The 20,893-nt window shown below is 47.0% G+C and carries 13 protein-coding genes and 1 pseudogene; 3 read left to right on the top strand and 11 right to left on the bottom strand.

Features of this window, described 5'->3' with window-relative positions; translation table 11 throughout:
* The 6 genes and pseudogenes from siiE to ssb1 all read right to left on the bottom strand — a co-directional run.
* Positions 1–6,141: pseudogene (gene siiE, locus ACLD11_RS18460) on the bottom strand (non-fimbrial adhesin SiiE); the annotation flags it as partial.
* A gap of 16 nt (positions 6,142–6,157) precedes the next feature.
* Positions 6,158–7,435: an SPI-4 type I secretion system protein SiiD gene (siiD, locus tag ACLD11_RS18455; protein ID WP_001081935.1), complete on the bottom strand. Its 1,278-nt coding sequence runs from the start codon at positions 7,433–7,435 to the stop codon at positions 6,158–6,160.
* Positions 7,432–8,751: an SPI-4 type I secretion system protein SiiC gene (siiC, locus tag ACLD11_RS18450; protein ID WP_411015231.1), complete on the bottom strand. Its 1,320-nt coding sequence runs from the start codon at positions 8,749–8,751 to the stop codon at positions 7,432–7,434. The genes siiD and siiC overlap by 4 nt, the downstream gene beginning before the upstream one ends.
* A complete protein-coding gene (locus tag ACLD11_RS18445; RefSeq protein ID WP_411011979.1) occupies positions 8,741–10,129 on the bottom strand; it encodes a hypothetical protein in 1,389 nt (462 codons plus the stop codon). Before ACLD11_RS18445 ends, siiC begins: the two co-directional genes overlap by 11 nt.
* Positions 10,126–10,758 (bottom strand): hypothetical protein, encoded by a 633-nt coding sequence (locus tag ACLD11_RS18440; protein ID WP_183060026.1) that lies wholly within the window; start codon positions 10,756–10,758, stop codon positions 10,126–10,128. The genes ACLD11_RS18445 and ACLD11_RS18440 overlap by 4 nt, the downstream gene beginning before the upstream one ends.
* A 1,337-nt stretch (positions 10,759–12,095) precedes the next feature.
* The gene (gene ssb1 / locus ACLD11_RS18435) at positions 12,096–12,626 is read right to left on the bottom strand and encodes a single-stranded DNA-binding protein SSB1 (protein ID WP_000168322.1); all 531 of its coding nucleotides are present in this window, start codon (positions 12,624–12,626) and stop codon (positions 12,096–12,098) included.
* 247 nt (positions 12,627–12,873) lie between these two features.
* Here ssb1 and uvrA point away from each other — a divergent pair, with 247 nt between their 5' ends.
* From uvrA to ACLD11_RS18420, 3 genes are all read left to right on the top strand, one after another.
* The gene (gene uvrA / locus ACLD11_RS18430; RefSeq protein WP_000357725.1) at positions 12,874–15,699 is read left to right on the top strand and encodes an excinuclease ABC subunit UvrA; all 2,826 of its coding nucleotides are present in this window, start codon (positions 12,874–12,876) and stop codon (positions 15,697–15,699) included.
* A 131-nt stretch (positions 15,700–15,830) separates the two neighbouring features.
* Positions 15,831–16,286 carry a hypothetical protein gene (locus ACLD11_RS18425; protein ID WP_183053038.1) on the top strand — a complete coding sequence of 152 codons (456 nt, stop codon included), beginning with the start codon at positions 15,831–15,833 and terminating at the stop codon, positions 16,284–16,286.
* Entirely contained in the window at positions 16,273–16,611 is a 339-nt protein-coding gene (locus tag ACLD11_RS18420) for a hypothetical protein (RefSeq protein ID WP_411011978.1), read from the top strand. Before ACLD11_RS18425 ends, ACLD11_RS18420 begins: the two co-directional genes overlap by 14 nt.
* Here ACLD11_RS18420 and ACLD11_RS18415 read toward each other — a convergent pair whose 3' ends face one another.
* The 5 genes from ACLD11_RS18415 to alr all read right to left on the bottom strand — a co-directional run bounded on the left by ACLD11_RS18415 (position 16,612) and on the right by alr (position 20,874).
* Positions 16,612–16,968 (bottom strand): MmcQ/YjbR family DNA-binding protein, encoded by a 357-nt coding sequence (locus tag ACLD11_RS18415; RefSeq protein WP_000155666.1) that lies wholly within the window; start codon positions 16,966–16,968, stop codon positions 16,612–16,614.
* Between the two features lie 2 nt (positions 16,969–16,970).
* Positions 16,971–17,387 (bottom strand): secondary thiamine-phosphate synthase enzyme YjbQ, encoded by a 417-nt coding sequence (locus tag ACLD11_RS18410; RefSeq protein ID WP_411011977.1) that lies wholly within the window; start codon positions 17,385–17,387, stop codon positions 16,971–16,973.
* Between the two features lie 128 nt (positions 17,388–17,515).
* Positions 17,516–18,229 carry an acid phosphatase AphA gene (gene aphA, locus ACLD11_RS18405; protein WP_000724436.1) on the bottom strand — a complete coding sequence of 238 codons (714 nt, stop codon included), beginning with the start codon at positions 18,227–18,229 and terminating at the stop codon, positions 17,516–17,518.
* A 186-nt stretch (positions 18,230–18,415) separates the two neighbouring features.
* The gene (gene tyrB, locus ACLD11_RS18400) at positions 18,416–19,609 is read right to left on the bottom strand and encodes an aromatic amino acid transaminase (protein ID WP_024797334.1); all 1,194 of its coding nucleotides are present in this window, start codon (positions 19,607–19,609) and stop codon (positions 18,416–18,418) included.
* Between the two features lie 185 nt (positions 19,610–19,794).
* Positions 19,795–20,874 carry an alanine racemase gene (alr, locus tag ACLD11_RS18395; protein WP_001147297.1) on the bottom strand — a complete coding sequence of 360 codons (1,080 nt, stop codon included), beginning with the start codon at positions 20,872–20,874 and terminating at the stop codon, positions 19,795–19,797.
* Between the last annotated feature and the right edge of the window lie 19 nt (positions 20,875–20,893).

The raw sequence follows: 20,893 nt of genomic DNA, 5'->3' as shown, positions 1-20,893 counted from the left end.
GTGCGGGCGCGCTTCATTGGTCAGATTATCGTCGGGAATACCGCTGTCATTGACCAGTTCAATATGGTCAATGGTGATTTGCGTATCGATGGTGACCGTCAACGGCGCTGAGTGGCGAATATTACCCGCCTCATCTTTCACCGTTACCGTCAGCGTATAGTCGCCATCAGTCCACGCGCTGCCGGGTACAAAACGCCACTGCCCGTTAGTCTGCGTCAGCTCCACCTCCTCGCTGTGACCATCGCGCATCACCTGCACGACGACCTGAGTCACGTCAGAATCAATACCGCCGATAATAAAACCCGGCGTTTTAACGTTAGTCTTATTATCGTTGGCGGTGCCGCTATCATCTGCGCTATCCAGCGTGATGGTCGGTGTCGACAATGTGGTATCAATGATAAAATTGAGCGTTTCCGTCGCCGTGTTGCCTGCAACATCGGTTGCTTTCACTGTCAGGGTATACGTATTTTCGACCAGATCTGTCGGCCATATATACTCCCAAACGCCGTCAGACGTCAGCGTTGCGTTAACCCAGTTGATGCCGCCATCAAGACTCAGTTGCACAGAGTTCACGTCCGTCGGTACCGTAATATGAAACTGTGGACGTGCTTCATTGGTCAGGTTATCCCCGACAATACCCGTGTCATTAAGAAGCTCAATGCGATCAATAGACGTTTGCGTATCGATAGTCACCGTCAGCGGCGCAGAATAATTTGTATTACCCGCCTTATCTTCTACCTTTACCGTCAACGTATAGTCGCCATCGGTCCAGGCTGCGCCCGGCGTAAAGCGCCACACACCGCCGTTCTTAATCAACTCTATCTGTTGGTTCTTACCATCATGCGCCACCGTCACCACCACTTTGGTCACGTCGGCGTCGATATTACCGAGGGTAAAGCCTGGCATCTTAACGTTGGTGATGTTATCGCCAGCGGCGCTATCATCCGCGCTGTCCAGGGTAATCGTCGGTTCTGACAGCAGGGTATCGATGGTGAAGTCCAGTTTCTGCGTCGTTTTGTTTCCCGCCTTGTCGGACGCTTCCACCATCAGGGTGTGAGGGCCGTTAGCCACATTCGTCAGCCAGGTGTAATCCCAGACGCCCGACGTCGCGCTCTGCGTGGCGTCAAACCACGTTTTGCCGCCATCAATGCTCAGTCTTACACCGTTAACATCCGCCGGTACTGTCACCTGAAAGTGCGGGCGCGCTTCATTGGTCAGATTATCGTCGGGGATACCGCTGTCGTTAACCAGTTCAATACGGTCAATGGCGATATGCGTGTCCACTGTCACCGTCAACGGCGCGGACTGCTTCACATTTCCGGCCCTATCTTCTACCTTCACCGTCAGAATATAGTCGCCGTCCGCCCAGTCACTGGTCGGCGCAAAGCGCCACTGTCCGCCGGTCTGAACCAGTTGCACCTCCTGTTTAATGCCATTATGCATTACCTCCACCATCACCCGGCTGACATCGGTATCAATATTGTTGAGGGTAAAGCCCGGCGTTTTAACATTGGTGATATTATCGCCCGCGATGCCGCTGTCATCTGCGCTGTCCAGCGAGAGTGTCGGCACAGACAGAGTGGTATCGATGGTGAAATCGAGCGTCTGTGTTGCCTTATTTCCCGCCTCATCGGTTGCTTCCACCGTCACGGTATGGGAGCCATCGGGCACATCATCCGGCCAGATATAATCCCAGGCGCCCGGCGTCGCGCTCTGGGTAGAGTTGAACCACGTCTTGCCGCCGTCAATGCTCAGGCGCACCACGTTGACATCCGTCGGTACCGTCACCTGGAAGTGCGGACGCACGTTATTAGTCAGATTATCGTTGGGAATACCGCTGTCATTGACCAGTTCAATGTTATTAATGGCGATTTGCGTGTCCACCGTCACCGTCAGCGATGCAGAATGGCTGGTGTTCCCCGCTTTATCTTCGACTGACACACTCAGGGTATAATCACCATCCGCCCACGCCCCTGTCGGCGTAAAGCTCCATCCGCCTGTGCCTTTCGTGGCGTCAAATGTGGTGGTGACGCCGCCATGCTCTACGCTGACCGTAACGCGAACGGCATCATCATCAATATGCTGCAGGGCAAATGTCGGCTGGGTGCTATTCGTCATGTTATCGCCCTGGATGCCGGTGTCGTCCGCGCTATCCAGTACGATGACCGGCACTGACAGCGTGGTATCCACCGCGAAATCGATGGTCTTCGTCACTGTATTGCCTGCGTTATCGGTCGCTTCCACCGTTAGCGTGTATTGACCATCTGCCAGGTCTGTCGGCCAGATATACTCCCAGCTTCCTGCCACGCCCGGAGTTGCCTGAACCCACGAATTACCACCGTCAATGCTCAGACGGACTTCATTGACATCCGTGGGTACCGTCACACGAAAGTGGGGACGGTCGTCGTTGGTCATATTGTCGCCTTTCACGCCGCTATCGTTGACCAGTTCCACCCCATCAATGGCGATTTGGGTATCGATAACGACCGTCAGCGGCGCTGAGTAGCTAGTATTTCCTGCCTTATCTTCTACTTTCACCGTTAACGTGTAGCTGCCATCCACCCACGTATTCCCTGGTGTAAATAACCAACTACCGTTGAGATGGGAAAGTTCGATTTCTTCGCTCACGCCATTGTGCATCACCTGTACGACGACCCGATGCACATCGGCATCAACACCGGAAATAGCAAAACCTGGCTTATTGATATTGGTCAGGTTATCGCCTGTAACCCCCGTATCATCCTTAGAAAGCAGGGAAATCACCGGCATTGATATTGTGGTATCGATAGTAAAATCGAATACCGCGCTGTTCGCTTTATTACCCGCGATATCCTCAACCTTGACATAAACCTGATGCAAGCCTTCCGTTAAATCTGAAGTAAAGGTATAGGCCCATGAACCATCAGGTTGTTGCGTGGCAACACCGATCTGCGTATCAGACGCGGCATCCCATACCTGAACACTGATAATGTCCGGATCAATATCTTTTAGGTGCAAGGTAGGTTTAACGATATTCGTTAAATTATCATCTGAAATTCCCGAATCTGAATCCGGGCTCAATGAAACTATCGGTATTGAAATAGTAGTATCAACGCTAATTAAGAAAGGATCCGAATGGGCAATGTTGCCAGCGACATCTTCAACTGAAGCGGTTATTTTATGATCGCCATCAACCAAACCTTGATCGGCTTTCAGGGTATACTCCCATCTGCCATCTTTATTTGTTCTGACCTCAGCGATCAGTGCGCCATCAATATAAAGTTTAACCGTTGAATAGGGTGCAGCGGTCCCTGTCAGGGCCGGACTCTTTTCATTAATAATATGGTCTGTATTATCAACCCCCGTATCGTTGATCAACTCTATTGTTGGTTTTTGCGTTTGCGTTACGATTTGGAAATTATACGCTGATGAGGAGGCAGTATTACCGGCAATATCTTCTACCTTTACCGTTACGTTATGCGAGCCATCGGATAACGTTGTGGTAAATTGAAAATTCCATACACCATCATCGCCAGCAATAGCCTCGCCACTTAAAACACCGTCGACATAGATGGAAACCTTAGCATTAGCTTCAGCCATCCCGGTAAACAACGGCGTATTAATTTTAGTAATCATATCGCCTTTAACGCCAGAATCAGCGCTATCATGCAACATAACAGTAGGGATCGGCGTAAAGCTATCAATGGTAAGCTGATAATCTACAGATGACGTTCTTCCTAAAGGATCGATGGCTTCAACCGTAATCTTATAAACATTGTCAGACAGATTTCGGGAAATATCAAAACTCCAGTTACCGTCTGCATCTGCAGTCGTCACGCCTATCGTTTTACCATCGATAAGGATATTTACGGTAGCAAACCTATCCGCTGTTCCCAGTAATGTCAGAGCATTATGTTTATTGGTAATCCAGTCGCCTTTTGCACCGGAATCATCACTGGCATCGAGTTCCGCTTTTGGAAGTACAACTTCAGTTTGAATAGTAAAAGAATATTTAACAGTAGAGGATTTGTTACCGGCGGCATCCTGAGAAATGATTTCAATATCATAGGCGCCCTGAAGAAATTTATTACTAAACTGATAATTCCAGGTCCCGTTTGAATCAACCTCAATGCTGTCATATAATTTGCCATCTCGCATCAATAAGATGGTAGACTTTGGCTCTGCCGTACCGACTAAAGCCGGTAAATCATTCCCTGATAAAATTATACCATTCGGTAAAACAACAAAATCATCCAAAGAAACCGTCGGAGGTACAGGGGCAACAGTATCGATAACGTAACTAAAGGAAAAATTCTTTTTGTTGCCAGCGACATCTTCAACAGTGAACGTAAGATTGTTAATCCCTTCCACTGAGTCTGAAGTGAAATTGAACGTCCATTCGCCCTGGTCATTCGCTTTAAAAATAACCTCTTCGCCAGTCTCACTATTTATGACACTGATAATAGCATTTGGCTCAGTTTTACCTGTAAAGGTTGGACGAGTATTGTTAGTAACGTTATCTCCAACAATACCGCTATCATCAGTCGTTTCAATCTCAGCGCTGAAATAGCTGATACGTGTATCAATAGTAAAAGGCAGATTTGCCGTCGCTGAGGTATGTCCGGCAATATCAGTAGCTGTTGCTGTTATATTGTATTCGCCATCCTTGAGCGGCGTAGTAAGCGTATAGCTCCATGTCCCATCTTTAGCAACAATGACCTCACCAAGATGTTTAAGTCCAAGATAAATAGAGACTGTAGAACCGGGTTCCGCCACACCAATAAATGTTGGCAGAGTGCTATTAGTAATGTTGTCATTTTTAATACCGGAATCACTACTATCATCCAGCTCAATCGTCGGCTTTTCCGGAGGAATGGTGTCGGTTATGATACTATCCGTCGTTTCGTTTTTATTACCTGCTTTATCCACGGCAACGACTTTTATACTATTTTCGCCCTCAGATAATTCATTATCTTTAAATTCATAACTCCAGTTTCCATCTTTATCGACATCAACGCTGGCAACCAGTTTATTATCTACATAAATGTCAACCTTAGCATTCTCTTCCGCCGTACCAACAATTGAAGGCGTCAAGGTCGGCGTTAAGCCCTTATGACCGGACACACTGCTTTCAGGCGAAAGTTCAAATGTTGGCTTATCGGTAACGGAATCGATAGTAATGACAAGTTTGGCGCTACCGCTCCCATCAGCAGTCTTGGCCTCTGCCTCCAGATTGTATGTTCCATCAGTCAATGTTTCAGGCGCTGTGAAGGTGAAGTTACCCAAACTATCCGCTACAGCCTGACCGACAGCAATACCATTAATTTTAATAATGACCGTGGCATTGGGAGCAGTGCTACCGACAAACTGAGGTTTGGTAAAATTAGTTATACTATCATCTTTGCTACCGCTGTTACTCTCAGCCGCAAGCGCTAATGTGACTTTAAGCGGCTCTTTAACAGACTCGGCATCGAGCTTATTTTCCTCATTTTTACTGCTATTACTTTTGCCAGTGCTGGTATTTTTATTAATAGGTTGAGGAAGAACTTTTTCAGCATCGTTCTGTTTATAAGCCTGCGTTGCTTTAGCCTGTGTATTTTGCTGAGAAGCATCGCTTTGCTGAGCCAGATTGTCTTTTGCTACATTGTCAGCCAAAAAGTTCTGCAGCATTTCTTCAATTTGCTTTGACGAGTTCTGTACTTCAAACGCTTCATTGAGTGCTTTTTCTGCAGCCTCTTTAGCTTTCTCTGCTTCTTCCTTCGCCTTGTCAGCTTCTTTCTTTGCATTTTCAGCATCATCAAACTGCTTTTTTAATTCCTCTTCTTCCTTCTTATTTCGTTGTTTGCCATTACCTTTTTTTTCTGCCTGAGCAGTATCAACCAATGAGCTGTCAATTCTCTCTAGTTGAATATCTTTTAAATCTACGCTGCCCAGAATTTTAGCGCCGGTAATAGTCTTATCTTTAAACTTAACAGCGAGGTTATTGCCTTTGATACTTGAATAAAGAGCACCATTGACAATAATCACTGAACCACGCGACGTGGTAATGTTCATGTCTGGCCCAGAAAGAGAAACTTTTGCGCCTTTGGCATTACCCAAAGAAGATAAATCAATTACAGAATTTTGATCGGCAAAAAACTTTTGTATGCTTTTATTTCCCATAATATTATATTCACTCTCAAGGTGTATCTAATCGTTTAGTATTAACTGGTTCTGAAAAGGCTTTGTCCACGCCTTTCATCAAAGGAGATAACAGGTATTCCATAATGCTGTGTTTTCCGGTAATTACACTGGCGTCAACAGTCATACCTGGTTTTAACCACCGTAAATCATCTTCATTAACATCGAATGCAATAATTACTTTATAATAACGCTGAATTGTTCCTCCGGTATTTTCCTCATAGGAATCAGGGCTAATATTATCGATAGTCGCATTATACGATTTTATCTTTGGTTGGATAATTGACTGGACATCCAGCTTAACGGCTTCATCTACATATATTTGGTCACGGTATTTGGGTAGTATTTTCACATCAGCCAGCATAGTCCTTACTTTTGGTTTTATTTCAAAAAGTAAATCCGCCGCCTGGATCACACCACCATGAGTAGTGGCACTTTTGTTGATTTTATAAATTACGCCGTCAACCGGTGAATAGATATCCTCCTCATTTATCTGCTTCTCTATTACTTTTAATGTAGAGTTAACAACCTCAAGTTCCTGAAGATTTTTAGATATTATTTTAGATAAAGATAGTCGCAATTCATTATTAAGCGCCTCAATATCATTAACAACCAGCTCAATATCATCTTTTTTTAAAGTGATGCTACTTTCAATATCATTAATTTCAGACTTAACTTTTATATACGCCTGTTTCTTGTTAAGAAAATTGGTATATGGGCTAATTCCTTTTTTTACCAGTGGGGAAAGAATATTTATTTCTTCGGCAAGCAATGCCAGTTCTTTTTCTTTCGAACTTAGCTTCTCTTGTAATCCGCTAATCTCAGAATCAAGAGAGGTTTTTTTTAACTCTTTAGCTCTTATCTGACTATGCACTAATTCAATATTCGCTTTTACCTCTTTGTTGCTTAAAGAACGGGTGCCATCCAGGGTAATCAATCCACTCTCATTTTCTTTATCAAGAATGAAAGATATTTCGTTAACATCTTTATCCAGATACCCTTTTTGAGTTCTATACCTTTGATATTCCTTTTGTAGATCAAGGTTAACGACCTTTGCAAGGAGTTCTCCTTTTTTTACAGTATCACCCTCAGCCACATAAATATCTTGTATCGTCCCTCCTTTAGAAAGAGATATTAACTGAGCATTATCTTTAGTAGTGATAACACCCTGACCATGAACCACTGAATTAATTTCTATAAAGTAGGTAAGGATAATAATTAAGATCGTCAAGGAAATAATTATCATCATGAGATGATCGCTTTGTCTTCTATTCATTTCATTCCATTTAGCTCACTTTCAGCATTTCCTTTTAAATAATCCATCAAATGGAAAATCAATGAGAGTTGTTGTAACTTTAAAATATACAGGCTATATTTGCTGTCGATCATGCTTACATATGCCTGAAATGCTTCATTACGGCTTGAAATTAAATCAAGCAAACTTTTTTGCCCTAACTGAAACTCCTGCTCATATAATTCAGTAAGCTGTAACGCGTTTGTATGTGAACGTTCCGCCACTGAGTAAGTCTCTTTTGCAGCGGTATATTTTGAAAGTTGTGAATCAATGTTATAACGAGTTTTAATCAAAAAATCGTCAATTTGCAGCTTAGCCTGCGAGTAACTTGCCACCATTTTTCTTTCCTGGGCTGAATTTCTGAACCCATTAAAAATGTTGAAACTGACATTGATACCCGTTTTAAATTCATCTTCATAATCACTTTTTTTGGCACTACCGCTCGGATTATTCTGTACATAGCTGGAAACGAGATCTACAGTCGGAAAATAGGATGATTTTGCGGCATTAATATCTTCGGTCGCGGCTTTTCGGGTATTGACAAGCATCTTATAGTCATCGTTGTATTTCATCACCATGTCCATAAGTTTTTCAGGGCTTTCGACAAAGATATATTTTTTGAAGAGATTGAATTTTTCATCGCTTTGAATCTGAACTGGTGATAAATTCAGACCAGTCATATTCTGCATTTTATACATTTCATCATCCAACATCGACTGATACATAATGCTTCTGGTATTTAATGCATCGATAGATACTTGTACTTTACGCATATCAGATTGCATAGCGACACCGGAAGATACCAGCAGCGAAAAAGTTTCCAGCATCTTTTTATAAAACTCTTTCTCCAGATTTACGCCATCAATCATTTCACGATATTTACTGATGTTATAATAGGTTGTCACAACCTCCTGAGACACTATATTCTTTGTTTTTTCATAGTCAGTTTTACTATTATCTCGTTCGTATTCAGATTTCCTGATATTAGCCCCCCTCACTCCAAAATCCGTTATTCGGTATGATAAAGACACCTTATTTTCAACGTTTCTCTCGGTACCTGATGACTCTTTTCTGTTATTATTAAGGCCAGATGTTAGATCCAGGGTAGGATAAAGTGCTGCCCGTGAAAGATCTAAGTCACTGTTTTTCTTTTCAGTCTCATAATATGAAACAGCAACAGAGGGCTGATGCGTTAATGCGGCATTAACTAAATCTCTTAGAGGAATGACCGGAAGCTCGCTGGCGTATGTGCTTTGTGTAATAAAAGCAGTCGTCAGAAAAAACATCTTAATCTTCATTTTTTTCCTCCTTGTTTAACAAACGTTGCTTTACTATTTCCTGATGCATAGATGTTATTTTTTCCATTAATGGCATATAGGTATCACGGTAGCTAACCATTTCAGCACTAATCTCTTTAGTATTGGCAATAATCTTTTTATCAGTAGCCGATAGATCGGATAGTGCTAAATGAACACTGTTCATATCCTCATCCATTTCTTTTCTAAGCCCATCGAGAGTATGAGAAATATCGGCACTGCCAGCGGCAATATCGCTTATGGTCTTACCATGTGAAAGAGATTCCTGATAACATTTATCAACTGATGCCATTATTGAATCATTCTTTTTGTCTATAATATTTTGTATTGTACTCATTGCCTCCAGTCGTGCATTATTATCAGCAAGCAGGGTATTCCCTTCAGATAAACGAGAGGTAATTGTTATTACACCGTCAACTAATTTTTTGGTATTTTCGTTATTGCTTACCAGATAACCATCAATCAGCGTAGAAAGTTGTTCCAGTTTTGCTGAGTTATCCAATAGCCGGTTTTGCAAAGTGACAAAACTATCTGATAGCATCACTCGTTTCTTTTCTTCATCCTGCGTCCGTAAATTTTCAACTGTCAGGTAGTTATCAAAAAACGCTTTAAACAACTCTTTAAATTCCACAAGCGTCTCTGATTCAACCCGCAGACTTCGTTGTTTATTATTGGATCTGTTACTTATGATTTTTAATTTTTTAATTTCCGTAGAAACAAGGGAATAGGAGCTGCGAACAAAAACACTTTGTGAGGTCAGGAGTATGGCGCAAACAACACCATAGATAGAAGATACAAATGCGGTATTCATCCCTTTCAATGGTTCAGAAAGCGACGCTACCATTGTCACGATCATATTGAGTGTATTACTTGCATTATCACCGCCAACATCTGATGGCGAGCTCAATAAGTTCCCGATTGAACCAATCGTAATAGACAGACCCGCAAACGTCCCCAACAGGCCAACAAGCGTCGACACATTGCTACAGCTCATAATAAATGACAATCGTTGGTTACGGGCAGTAGACACATTGTCATCTAATTCCATCAGCAAATTAAAATCACACTGTTTGGGTTCCCCGGAAAACAAAATCTGATTGAGGTTAGAAAGAATACTATTTTTTCTACTGGCGTCCTGAGCTATTAATATGTCTTTTGCTGAAATATTTTTAAGAATAGTGAATAATGCACACAAAGAACCTGTAATATAAATGGAAATAATGACCCCATTGTAAATTGCAGAAACCATAAAGTTATCAAAAATATACTCTCTTATACCGGGAAAAGATAAAGCTAAAAAAGGGAGTATGGCAAGTAAAAAACAGATGAAAAAATAGCGGTAATGGTTTATATATTTCACTCTGACACCTTTTTATTAATAGTAGTGATGATAGCTTTACTCGTTGTACTTGATGCTGCGGAGTTAACACTCATGTCAATAACTACATCAGGATATATTTTCTTAATCTCTTTCATCAAAATAATTCCCCGTTCATATCCCAGTCGTAAAGAGTCAGAGAAAGAGATGTCTGCCTGAGGAATAACCATTTCTATCAATAAATTACTATTGATTTTGTCTTCTAACCAAGCCTCTATTTTATGAGTGTCCTCTGCTGAAAAGCTTCTCAGCCTGCCATGATACGTAATAACAAGCTCATTTTTTGTAGACGTTATATCAATTTTCTGACCATCGGCGATATCGTATACTCCAACCTCCTTACCTGGCATTGCAGTAATTCCGTCCGACACATCTTGTGTATTCACTTTCTTATTAACTATTTCATTAGCATTTGAATTGTCATTGGTTCCGCTATTTTGAGCAGAAGATTTAGTATTATTCTTTATATTTGCCGTATAAACTTTAATTGAGTTATCATACATGATAATCATATTATTAAGTGCAAATACCAACATAAGAAATATAAAAATGCACAATACAGTAGAAAATGTATCAACAAAACTAGGCCACGGATTACTTTCGTCTTCCATGTTGTCTCCTGATATTACATTGTGAATAAAAAGTTTTTGTGGATTAGAAAGGATAAAGGATGCTCAGGTTATTCAGAAAGTGAACGCTACCGCCCTTGGCTTCCTGCTACCAATACGCTTTATATACCCTTCATACTTCAAGTTGCTTATGTGTTGGCTACGCTCGTTCACCCCAGTCACATAGTTATCTATGCTCCTGGGGACTCACTCCCTTGCCGCCTTTAAGCAACTCGAATTATTTTGGGTATAGATTTCGGTTTTCTTACATCTCGTAATCATAAAAATAAAAACAACGACGCTATTTTTATACGCCTACAACAAAGATGAGCGATTTAATTAAAACACTCTTCATTTATTTGATTAGATAGACATCAATTATTATGCTAACTATATCTTTCCAAATAATAGGTATTACATAAGATCTCAGCTCATAAATAAAAGATAGCCATCAGCAAATTAAAACCACCCGCCAATAAATAGATTTGTTAGCTAATCATTTAAACATTAAATAATTTTAAGGCCATGTTTCGTTTTAATACGCGTTATAAACATAAGTATTTAATAAATTTGCCTCCAGAGAATAAAGTGAATTTTCACAATTAAAACATAGGGTCACAGGGACTTCAATATAACTTAAGTTGTTGAAAATATAGTAAGTGGGGAGCAAAAAATCAGAATTGCGTAAAAAAACACATAAATAAAACCATTTTTTATATAAAATCAGCTATAAGTAACAATTTTATCTTCAGCGATTAAAAATAAAGCAAGGTGAACATATCATATTCGACCTCATCACAAGCTAAAACAAACATTTAATTAACTATTGATGATACCGACCATTCTCTACCGTTATTTTATAATACCTGTTAGTTGTTAAAAAATGGCTATAAATTATATATTTTGCAGATGAGATTTCTCTTTCATATTTAAGATAATCCGGGTTATTGCAGTACATTTATGAAATTCGGCTGGATAATGATGTGCAGAGGGGGGCCTGGACTGACAAGTCGGCCAGAGGTGATAAGCGACATTTTTCCGTAAGTCATTCCGTGAGATATGCGCTTCTCTTTTTTGAAAGGGATACTAAGAGCCTATCCCATTAGAGCTATTTTACTTGCCATTTTGGTCCTGGGCAGTGCTCAAAATCCTCACGTACTACGTGTACGCTCCGGTTTTTGCGCGCTGTCCGTGTCCAAACTGGCTGCGCCAATAACGCCTGGTGGGATAGGCTCTAAGACAATAATACCAGGTAAGAAAATGCCTGGTTTACACCAGGCATTTCAGCAGACGAGAGCTATAGCGAAAATGCAAATAACGCTTTGATTTTTTACCAAAAATCAGAACGGAATGTCGTCGTCAAAATCCATTGGCGGTTCGTTAGACGGCGCTGGCGCGGATTGCTGTGGACGTGACTGCGCACCGCCGCTGAACTGGTTACCGCCCTGCGGCTGCTGAGGTTGTTGCGGCTGGCCCCAACCCCCCTGCTGCTGACCGCCTGCCGGTGCGCCGCCGCCCTGGCGACCACCCAGCATTTGCATCACGCCGCCGATCTGCGGAACGTTAATTTCAGTCGTATAGCGTTCCTGGCCACTCTGATCGGTCCACTTGCGGGTACGCAATTGACCTTCGATATACACCTGAGAACCTTTACGCAGATATTCGCCGGCCACTTCCGCCAGTTTGCCGAACATCACCACCCGGTGCCATTCAGTCTGCTCTTTCATTTCGCCGGTCTGCTTATCGCGCCAGGATTCAGAAGTAGCCAGCGTTAAGTTGGCGACAGCGCCGCCACTTGGCATATAGCGTACTTCCGGGTCCTGGCCCAGATTACCAACGAGAATCACCTTGTTTACGCCTCTGCTGGCCATAATTGAGTCTCCTGAATACGTTTCATAAATAGTGTAAACGCGTGAGTGTACCATTTCCACGTAGCATTTTAATAGCTGCGATGCAGGTTCCAGGTCACTCGCGCGAACCTCATATTGTTGCATACTTTAGCTGAAGATGCATTCCAATACTGTATATTCAAACAGGTTAAATTGTGTCATAATTAGCCGTTTCTGCCGTTTGTCCTTCAAACAAACCAGGCATCCGAGTCTCTACCGGGAAAGGTGAATGGATAAGATCGAAGTTCGGGGCGCCCGCACCCATAATCTCAAAAATATTAACCTCGTCATCCCCCGCGACAAACTGATTGTCGTGACCGGGCTTTCGGGTTCAGGCAAATCCTCACTGGCTTTCGACACTCTGTATGCCGAAGGGCAGCGTCGTTACGTTGAATCGCTCTCCGCTTACGCGCGGCAGTTTTTGTCGCTCATGGAAAAACCGGATGTCGACCATATTGAGGGGCTATCGCCCGCGATCTCAATTGAACAGAAATCGACATCTCACAACCCGCGCTCTACGGTGGGTACCATTACCGAGATTCACGACTACCTGCGCCTGCTGTTTGCCCGCGTGGGCGAGCCGCGTTGTCCGGACCATGACGTGCCGCTGGCGGCGCAAACCGTTAGCCAGATGGTCGATAACGTACTGTCACAGCCGGAAGGCAAACGTCTGATGCTGCTGGCGCCGATTATTAAAGAGCGTAAAGGCGAACACACCAAAACGCTGGAAAATCTGGCAAGCCAGGGTTACATTCGCGCCCGTATTGACGGCGAAGTCTGCGATCTCTCCGATCCGCCGAAGCTGGAATTGCAAAAGAAACATACCATTGAGGTGGTGATCGATCGCTTCAAAGTTCGCAACGATCTTTCCCAACGCCTGGCGGAGTCGTTCGAAACGGCGCTGGAATTATCCGGCGGCACGGCGGTTGTTGCCGATATGGACGATGAGAAAGCGGAGGAACTCCTGTTCTCCGCCAATTTTGCCTGTCCGATTTGCGGCTACAGTATGCGCGAGCTGGAACCGCGTCTGTTCTCGTTCAACAACCCGGCAGGCGCCTGCCCGACCTGTGACGGGCTCGGCGTTCAGCAATATTTCGATCCGGACCGCGTGATCCAGAATCCCGACCTGTCGCTGGCAGGCGGCGCGATTCGTGGTTGGGATCGTCGCAATTTTTACTACTTTCAAATGCTCAAGTCGCTGGCGGAACACTATAAGTTCGACGTGGATGCGCCGTGGGCAAGCCTCAGCGCCAACGTACATAAAGTCGTGCTATACGGTTCCGGCAAAGAGAATATTGAATTTAAATACATGAACGATCGCGGCGATACCTCCGTGCGCCGCCATCCGTTCGAAGGCGTGCTGCATAATATGGAGCGTCGTTATAAAGAGACGGAATCCAGCGCGGTGCGCGAAGAGCTGGCGAAATTCATCAGTAATCGCCCCTGCGCCAGCTGTGAAGGAACGCGACTGAATCGCGAAGCGCGCCATGTATTTGTGGAAAATACGCCGCTGCCTGCTATTTCCGATATGAGCATTGGCCATGCGATGGATTTTTTCACTAATCTCAAGCTTTCCGGGCAACGGGCGAAAATCGCCGAAAAAGTGCTAAAAGAGATCGGCGATCGCCTCAAGTTTCTGGTGAACGTCGGCCTGAACTATCTCACGCTCTCCCGCTCGGCAGAAACGCTTTCCGGCGGCGAAGCCCAGCGTATTCGTCTGGCGAGCCAGATAGGCGCCGGGTTAGTCGGCGTGATGTATGTGCTGGATGAACCGTCCATCGGTCTGCACCAGCGCGATAATGAACGGCTGCTGGGTACGCTGATTCATCTGCGCAATCTTGGCAATACCGTGATCGTGGTGGAACACGATGAAGACGCCATCCGCGCCGCCGACCATGTGATTGATATTGGCCCCGGCGCAGGCGTTCACGGCGGCGAGGTGGTGGCGGAAGGCCCGCTGGAAGCCATTATGGCGGTACCGGAATCGCTGACCGGCCAGTACATGAGCGGTAAACGCAAAATTGAAGTGCCGAAACAACGCGTACCGGCAAATCCAGAAAAAGTGCTCAAACTCACCGGCGCGCGCGGCAACAACCTGAAAGATGTGACCCTTACGCTACCGGTAGGGCTGTTTACCTGTATCACCGGCGTCTCAGGTTCCGGTAAATCGACGCTGATTAACGACACACTGTTCCCCATCGCCCAGCGTCAGTTAAACGGGGCGACTATCGCCGAACCGGCGCCGTATCGGGATATTCAGGGGCTGGAACATTTCGATAAAGTGATCGATATCGACCAGAGCCCGATCGGCCGTACCCCGCGCTCCAACCCGGCGACCTATACGGGCGTCTTTACCCCGGTTCGCGAGCTTTTTGCTGGCGTGCCGGAGTCTCGCTCGCGCGGCTATACGCCAGGGCGATTCAGCTTCAACGTGCGCGGCGGTCGCTGCGAAGCGTGCCAGGGCGATGGCGTCATTAAAGTCGAAATGCACTTTCTGCCGGATATTTACGTGCCGTGCGACCAGTGCAAAGGCAAGCGCTATAACCGGGAAACGCTGGAGATTAAGTACAAAGGCAAGACCATCCACGAAGTGCTGGATATGACCATTGAAGAAGCGCGTGAGTTCTTTGATGCGGTTCCGGCGCTGGCGCGTAAGCTGCAGACGCTGATGGACGTGGGGCTGACCTATATTCGTCTTGGTCAGTCGGCGACGACGCTTTCCGGCGGCGAGGCCCAGCGCGTGAAGCTGGCGCGCGAACTGTCGAAGCGCGGTACCGGGCAGACGCTGTATATTCTCGACGAGCCGACCACCGGCCTGCACTTTGCCGATATTCAGCAGTTGCTTGACGTTCTGCATCAGTTGCGCGATCAGGGCAACACCATCGTGGTGATCGAACACAACCTGGACGTCATTAAAACGGCGGACTGGATTGTCGACCTCGGCCCGGAAGGCGGCAGCGGCGGCGGCGAAATTCTCGTCTCCGGTACGCCGGAAACCGTGGCGGAGTGCGAGGCGTCGCATACCGCCCGCTTCCTTAAACCTATGCTCAAATAACCTTCACGCCGCTTTCCGATTCGCCGGGAAGCGGCATCATTTTTCCTCATCCCACCTCATTGTATCCGTGTTGAGCATTTGTGATTTGCGTGCCGCCTCGCTCTGACATGTGATAGCGCAAACGGTCTGTTATGGAAAACACCATGAAGTTGCCCTACGCAATCACACTACTGCTGTGCCTGTTTTTATCCGCCTGTACGCTGCCTGACCACTTTAGCGCCGTGGCTTTTCAACAACTGACGCTATTACAAGCGCGCTCAACCCACTTCCTGCAGGACGCGGCGCGAATACCGTGGCCAAAAGAGACACTGCTCAAGGATGACCGCGATATCCGCCAGACATTTTTTCAGGCTGAGCGGGTCGCCCGTCAAGGTGGGGATAAACACCGACTCGATAATCTGGCGCTGCTGAAAAATCACTATTTGCGTCTTTATGCGCGGGTTATGCAACGTAAGCAACCACTTACTTACATCCAGGCTGAGAGATACCAACAGCAAAATAATCAGGTCTGGAAATTAGCCATACAGGGTGAGTGTCTGCATTGGGGCGCTCGCTGCACTCAGGGAGATGAAAATGGCGTCTATTAACGAAATACATAACCTGCTTACCACCACCCGGTCCGAACATCCTGTAGTTTCCTCGGCGATTGCCGAGTTTATCCAGGCGTATAAGCAGGCAAGAGAAGACAGCGACGACGGTATCCGCGAGTCCGCCGCGTTTATCGCCCGCGCGCTTCAGGAACATGCTCGCGGCTGGCTGGACGACGACGATATGATTATTCTGCTGGAAGGACAGCGGGACCTCGCCAGGCTACGCGCCAATAATGCGCAAATCGCCCTCGGCAGCCGTATCCGGTCTACGGTCATCCGCCTCATTGATATCGCCCTGGCGTTGTTGGTCGGCGCGCTATAATCAGGACTGCGGCAACTGCTTGCGTTTATCTTCCGACAGCGCATTTACCGCCTGTTGATAAGAGGCATCGACCAGATAATAGAGTTGTGAATCCGGCAGCGATCCGTCCAGATAGACCGTGCTCCAGTGCGCTTTATTAAGGTGCCGACTCGGTCGTACATCGCTGTGCTGCTGACGTAACAATTCTGCCAGTTCCGGGCTGGTTTTGAGAGAGGCTGCCGGGCGTCCTTCAACTTCTTTTACCATCGCGAAAAGTACATCTTCCACTTTAATTTGCGTCGCTTTCCAGTCGCTGTGGACGCTCTGCTCTGCGCCAGGTTTTGCCATGCAGTATTGCAGTAATTCCGAAATGGTCATTATCATTCCCCTTGTAGTGTCGCGATGATTTTACGTGGACCGCCTTGAATACGGTGCTCTCCCAACCAGATACCTTGCCATGTTCCTAACTGTAAACGCCCCTGGCGTACAGGCAGCAGCAACGAGACGCCCAATACTGACGACTTAATATGCGAAGGCATGTCATCCGCGCCTTCGTAATCATGTTCATACGCCGCATTATCGGGAACGGTTTTCAGGAAATGGCGCTCCATATCAGCGCGCACGGTGGGATCGCAGTTTTCGTTTAGCGTCAGCGAGGCCGAGGTGTGTAGCAACAACAGATGCAGCAAACCCGTTTCGACAGGCGGTAAGCCAGACAATTTATCGATAATTTCATCTGTTATCAGATGAAACCCGCGCGGCTTCTCGCTCAGTGTAATGGTGCGCTGATACCACATAGGCTGCTCCTTCCTAAAAACAAACGTCTCCTGAATAGTGTGCAGCAAGTCCGGAAAAGGTAAAAGCTGGCGGGGCAAGTTTGTGCAAAAATCATGCAAAAAAGGAGAGCCTGTCGCTCTCCTGATTTTTAGTACTCCGAGTTGACAATGACTTCCTCGCCAAACGCTCCTGCCTGCGGCAGCGGTTTGTAGGTGGAGTTAGCCGCGCGCAGGATACGAATACCGCGGATACCACAATCACGAGCCGCAGTAATATCGTTATCCGAATCGCCGTAGAAGATACGCATGTTCTTCTCCTGCAGCCACTGAACTTTCGTATTTTGTCCCGGTTTATCGCCGGCGAAAATCACCGGATTCATATTCGCCGCCGGAATATGGAAGTTATCCGCCAGCGTTTTCGACACGGTTTCCGTTTTCGTCTGACTACGACCAGTGACAAAGTAAATACTGTCGCCACGACGAACATGCATATCAATGAGCTGTCGGGCCACTTCTTTTGGAATACTGAACTCATCCCAGCCGTTGTTCATTTTTTCCCAAAAGGCCGGATTTTTCAGATAATCGTCGCTGTCCGGGGAGTAGGTTTTCTTTCCGCGCCAGAATCCGGGGCTGGAGAATAACACGGTGTCGTCAATATCAAAGCCGACCGCCATCGGCGGTCGTCCGGTGAGGCTGTTTTCAATCTGGGCGACAGAGACCCAATGGACAGGCGCTTGTTCCGCGAGTTTTGCAACGTTAGTGCCCGGATTGAGCGTCGAAGGGGAAGATACTAACGCATTCGCGGAATGGTTTAGCGTAAACAATAAACAGACGGCACTCAGCGCCAGGGTTATTTTTTTCATACTTTTCCCTTAAAATTCAAAATATTATAATTATCAAGATGAGTCTTTGCTCAAAAAACTATCTGACCATAACGCCAGTAACGGTCAAAAGGAAGGATTATCTGCGGTTTTGTTACGAAAAAAGAGGATGATCACAACAGCTATTGTCAGGCCGGAGGGCACTGTTATCGCCGTCCGGCCTGAATATTACATGACAGCGGCAAATGCCTTCGCCACGCGGTGTACATTTGAAGTATTAAGCCCGGCGACACACATGCGGCCACTGGCAATCAGGTAAACGCCAAACTCATCGCGCAACCGCTCGACCTGCTCCTCGCTTAACCCGGTATAGCTGAACATACCGCGCTGCTGTAACAAGTAATCAAAGTTGCGGTCAGGCATCTCCGCCTTCAGCTCCTTCACCAGCGTCTGGCGCATCGATATAATGCGGTTACGCATCGCGTCGACTTCCGCCAGCCAGCTCGCTTTTAACGCCTCATCGCCCAGGACCGTAGCGACCACCTGAGCGCCGAAACACGGCGGACTGGAGTAAATTCGGCGCACCGTCGCTTTTAGCTGTCCCAGAACCCGCGCGGCGATTTCGGCATCTTCACACACCACGGACAGGCCGCCGACGCGCTCGCCATACAGCGAGAAAATCTTCGAAAAAGAATTACTGACTAACGCAGGTAACCCGGCGCTGGCAATGGCGCGAATAGCGTAAGCATCCTCGTCCATGCCTGCGCCAAATCCCTGATAGGCAATATCAAGGAACGGAATCAGATCGCGCGCTTTCACTATTTCAATCACCGCATCCCATTGCGAAGGCGTTAAATCCGCCCCGGTCGGGTTGTGACAACAGGGGTGCAGCAACACGATACTGCGCGCAGGTAACGTATTCAGCGTGGCCAGCAGATCGTTAAAACGGATGCCGTTAGTCGCGTCGTCATACCAGGGGTAAGTACTCACTTCGAATCCTGCCCCGGCAAATATCGCAATATGGTTTTCCCAGGTGGGGTCGCTCACCCATACGCCTGCGTCGGGGAAATAACGCTTCAGGAAATCCGCGCCCACTTTCAGCGCGCCGGAACCGCCTAATGTCTGGATAGTGGCCACGCGCTGTTGCTGAAGAACCGGGTGATCGGCGCCAAAGAGCAAAGGCGCGATAGTATGGCGATAAGTATTGAGTCCTTCCATCGGCAGGTACAACGAAGCGCCATGCGGCTGCGCGTTAAGCCGGGCTTCGGCTTCGGCCACCGTTTTAAGCTGTGGGATAATCCCGTCTTCGTTGTAATACAGGCCAATGCTCAGATTTACTTTGTCGTGACGGGAGTCGTCTTTAAAACGCTCCATCAGTGAAAGAATCGGATCGCCGGCATAGGCGTCAACTTTTTGAAACACGCGATGGTTCTCCAGGTTTACAGAGGGCAGGAAATAACACAATAAACCGGAAGGACGAGAAGATCGAGAGGATGTTGTGGTGGATGCGCATATTACCGGATAGCGGCGTGAACGTCTTATCCGGCCTGCAGCCAATGCGCGATACAAGCCGGATAAGCGCAAGCGCCACCCGGCCCGCCGCGTATTTAATCAATATACTTCATCGCCACCCTTGAGGTCAGGCGCGTGATAAGTTCGTAAGCACTTACTTTTGTCATTTCAGCGATACGTTCAACCGGCAGACCTTCACCCCATAAGACCACCGGATCGCCCGCGTTATCCTGCGCGTTTGGCCCCAAATCCACGCAAATCATATCCATCGCCACCCGCCCGACAATCGGGACTTCACGGCCATTGACCAGTACTGGCGTACCGGAAGGCGCCGCTCGTGGGTAGCCATCGCCATACCCCATCGCCACCACGCCCAGGCGCGTGTCGCGCTCACTCACCCATGTCCCGCCGTAGCCCACCGGTTCGCCCGCTTTGTGGTCACGCACCGCGATCAAACTGGAGGTTAAGGACATCACCGGCTGAAAACCAAAATCCGGCCCCCAGGGTTTGTGCTCCAGCGGCGATACGCCATACAAAATGATGCCCGGACGCGCCCAGTCAAAGTGAGACTGCGGCCACAGCAGAATACCGCCAGACGCGGCAATAGAGCGCTGACCGGGTTTACCCTGACAGAAGGCATTAAAAATGTCGAGCTGATGTTCGGTAGCGCCGCATTCCGGCTCATCCGCACGGGCAAAATGGCTGACGATATTCACCGGCTGGCGTACATTTTTACAGTGCGTCAGACGCTGGTAGAACGCCTCCGCCTCTTCGGGACGCACGCCGAGACGATGCATACCGGTATCCAGTTTCATCCAGACCGTTACCGGCTCCGCCAGCTCCACCGCCTCCAGGGCGGCAAGCTGCTCCTGATTATGTACGGCGGTATGCAGACATTGCGCGGAAATGGTCGGCAAATCGGCGGCGTCGAAAAAACCCTCCAGCAGCAGGATAGGCTGCGTGATCCCGCCCGCTCGCAGACGTAGAGCCTCTTCAAGACGCGCCACGCCAAAAGCGTCAGCATCAGGGAGCGTTCGCGCGGTCTCCAGAAGACCGTGTCCATAAGCGTTCGCTTTCACCACCGCAACCAGCTTACTGGCAGGCGCCAGTTCACGCAGACGTTGCAGGTTGTGTCGCAGAGCGCGGCGGTTAATGACGACTGTTGCCGCTTGCATTTGAATTCCTTGTTAACAG

The organism is Salmonella sp. 741265116_PST (genome assembly GCF_046567715.1).
GTDB classification, from domain to species: Bacteria; Pseudomonadota; Gammaproteobacteria; order Enterobacterales; family Enterobacteriaceae; genus Salmonella; species Salmonella enterica.
The sequence above is the reverse complement of the archived record's forward strand: the minus strand, read 5'-3'. Positions and strand labels throughout refer to the sequence as shown.

Coding starts and splice junctions, on each gene's coding strand:
- alr (WP_001147297.1), bottom strand. CDS start 20,874: ATGCAAGCGGCAACAGTCGTCATTAACCGCCGCGCTCTGCGACACAAC.
- uvrA (WP_000357725.1), top strand. CDS start 12,874: ATGGATAAGATCGAAGTTCGGGGCGCCCGCACCCATAATCTCAAAAAT.
- aphA (WP_000724436.1), bottom strand. CDS start 18,229: ATGAAAAAAATAACCCTGGCGCTGAGTGCCGTCTGTTTATTGTTTACG.
- siiC (WP_411015231.1), bottom strand. CDS start 8,751: ATGAAGATTAAGATGTTTTTTCTGACGACTGCTTTTATTACACAAAGC.
- ssb1 (WP_000168322.1), bottom strand. CDS start 12,626: ATGGCCAGCAGAGGCGTAAACAAGGTGATTCTCGTTGGTAATCTGGGC.
- ACLD11_RS18440 (WP_183060026.1), bottom strand. CDS start 10,758: ATGGAAGACGAAAGTAATCCGTGGCCTAGTTTTGTTGATACATTTTCT.
- siiD (WP_001081935.1), bottom strand. CDS start 7,435: ATGAATAGAAGACAAAGCGATCATCTCATGATGATAATTATTTCCTTG.
- ACLD11_RS18410 (WP_411011977.1), bottom strand. CDS start 17,387: ATGTGGTATCAGCGCACCATTACACTGAGCGAGAAGCCGCGCGGGTTT.
- ACLD11_RS18425 (WP_183053038.1), top strand. CDS start 15,831: ATGGAAAACACCATGAAGTTGCCCTACGCAATCACACTACTGCTGTGC.
- ACLD11_RS18415 (WP_000155666.1), bottom strand. CDS start 16,968: ATGACCATTTCGGAATTACTGCAATACTGCATGGCAAAACCTGGCGCA.
- ACLD11_RS18420 (WP_411011978.1), top strand. CDS start 16,273: ATGGCGTCTATTAACGAAATACATAACCTGCTTACCACCACCCGGTCC.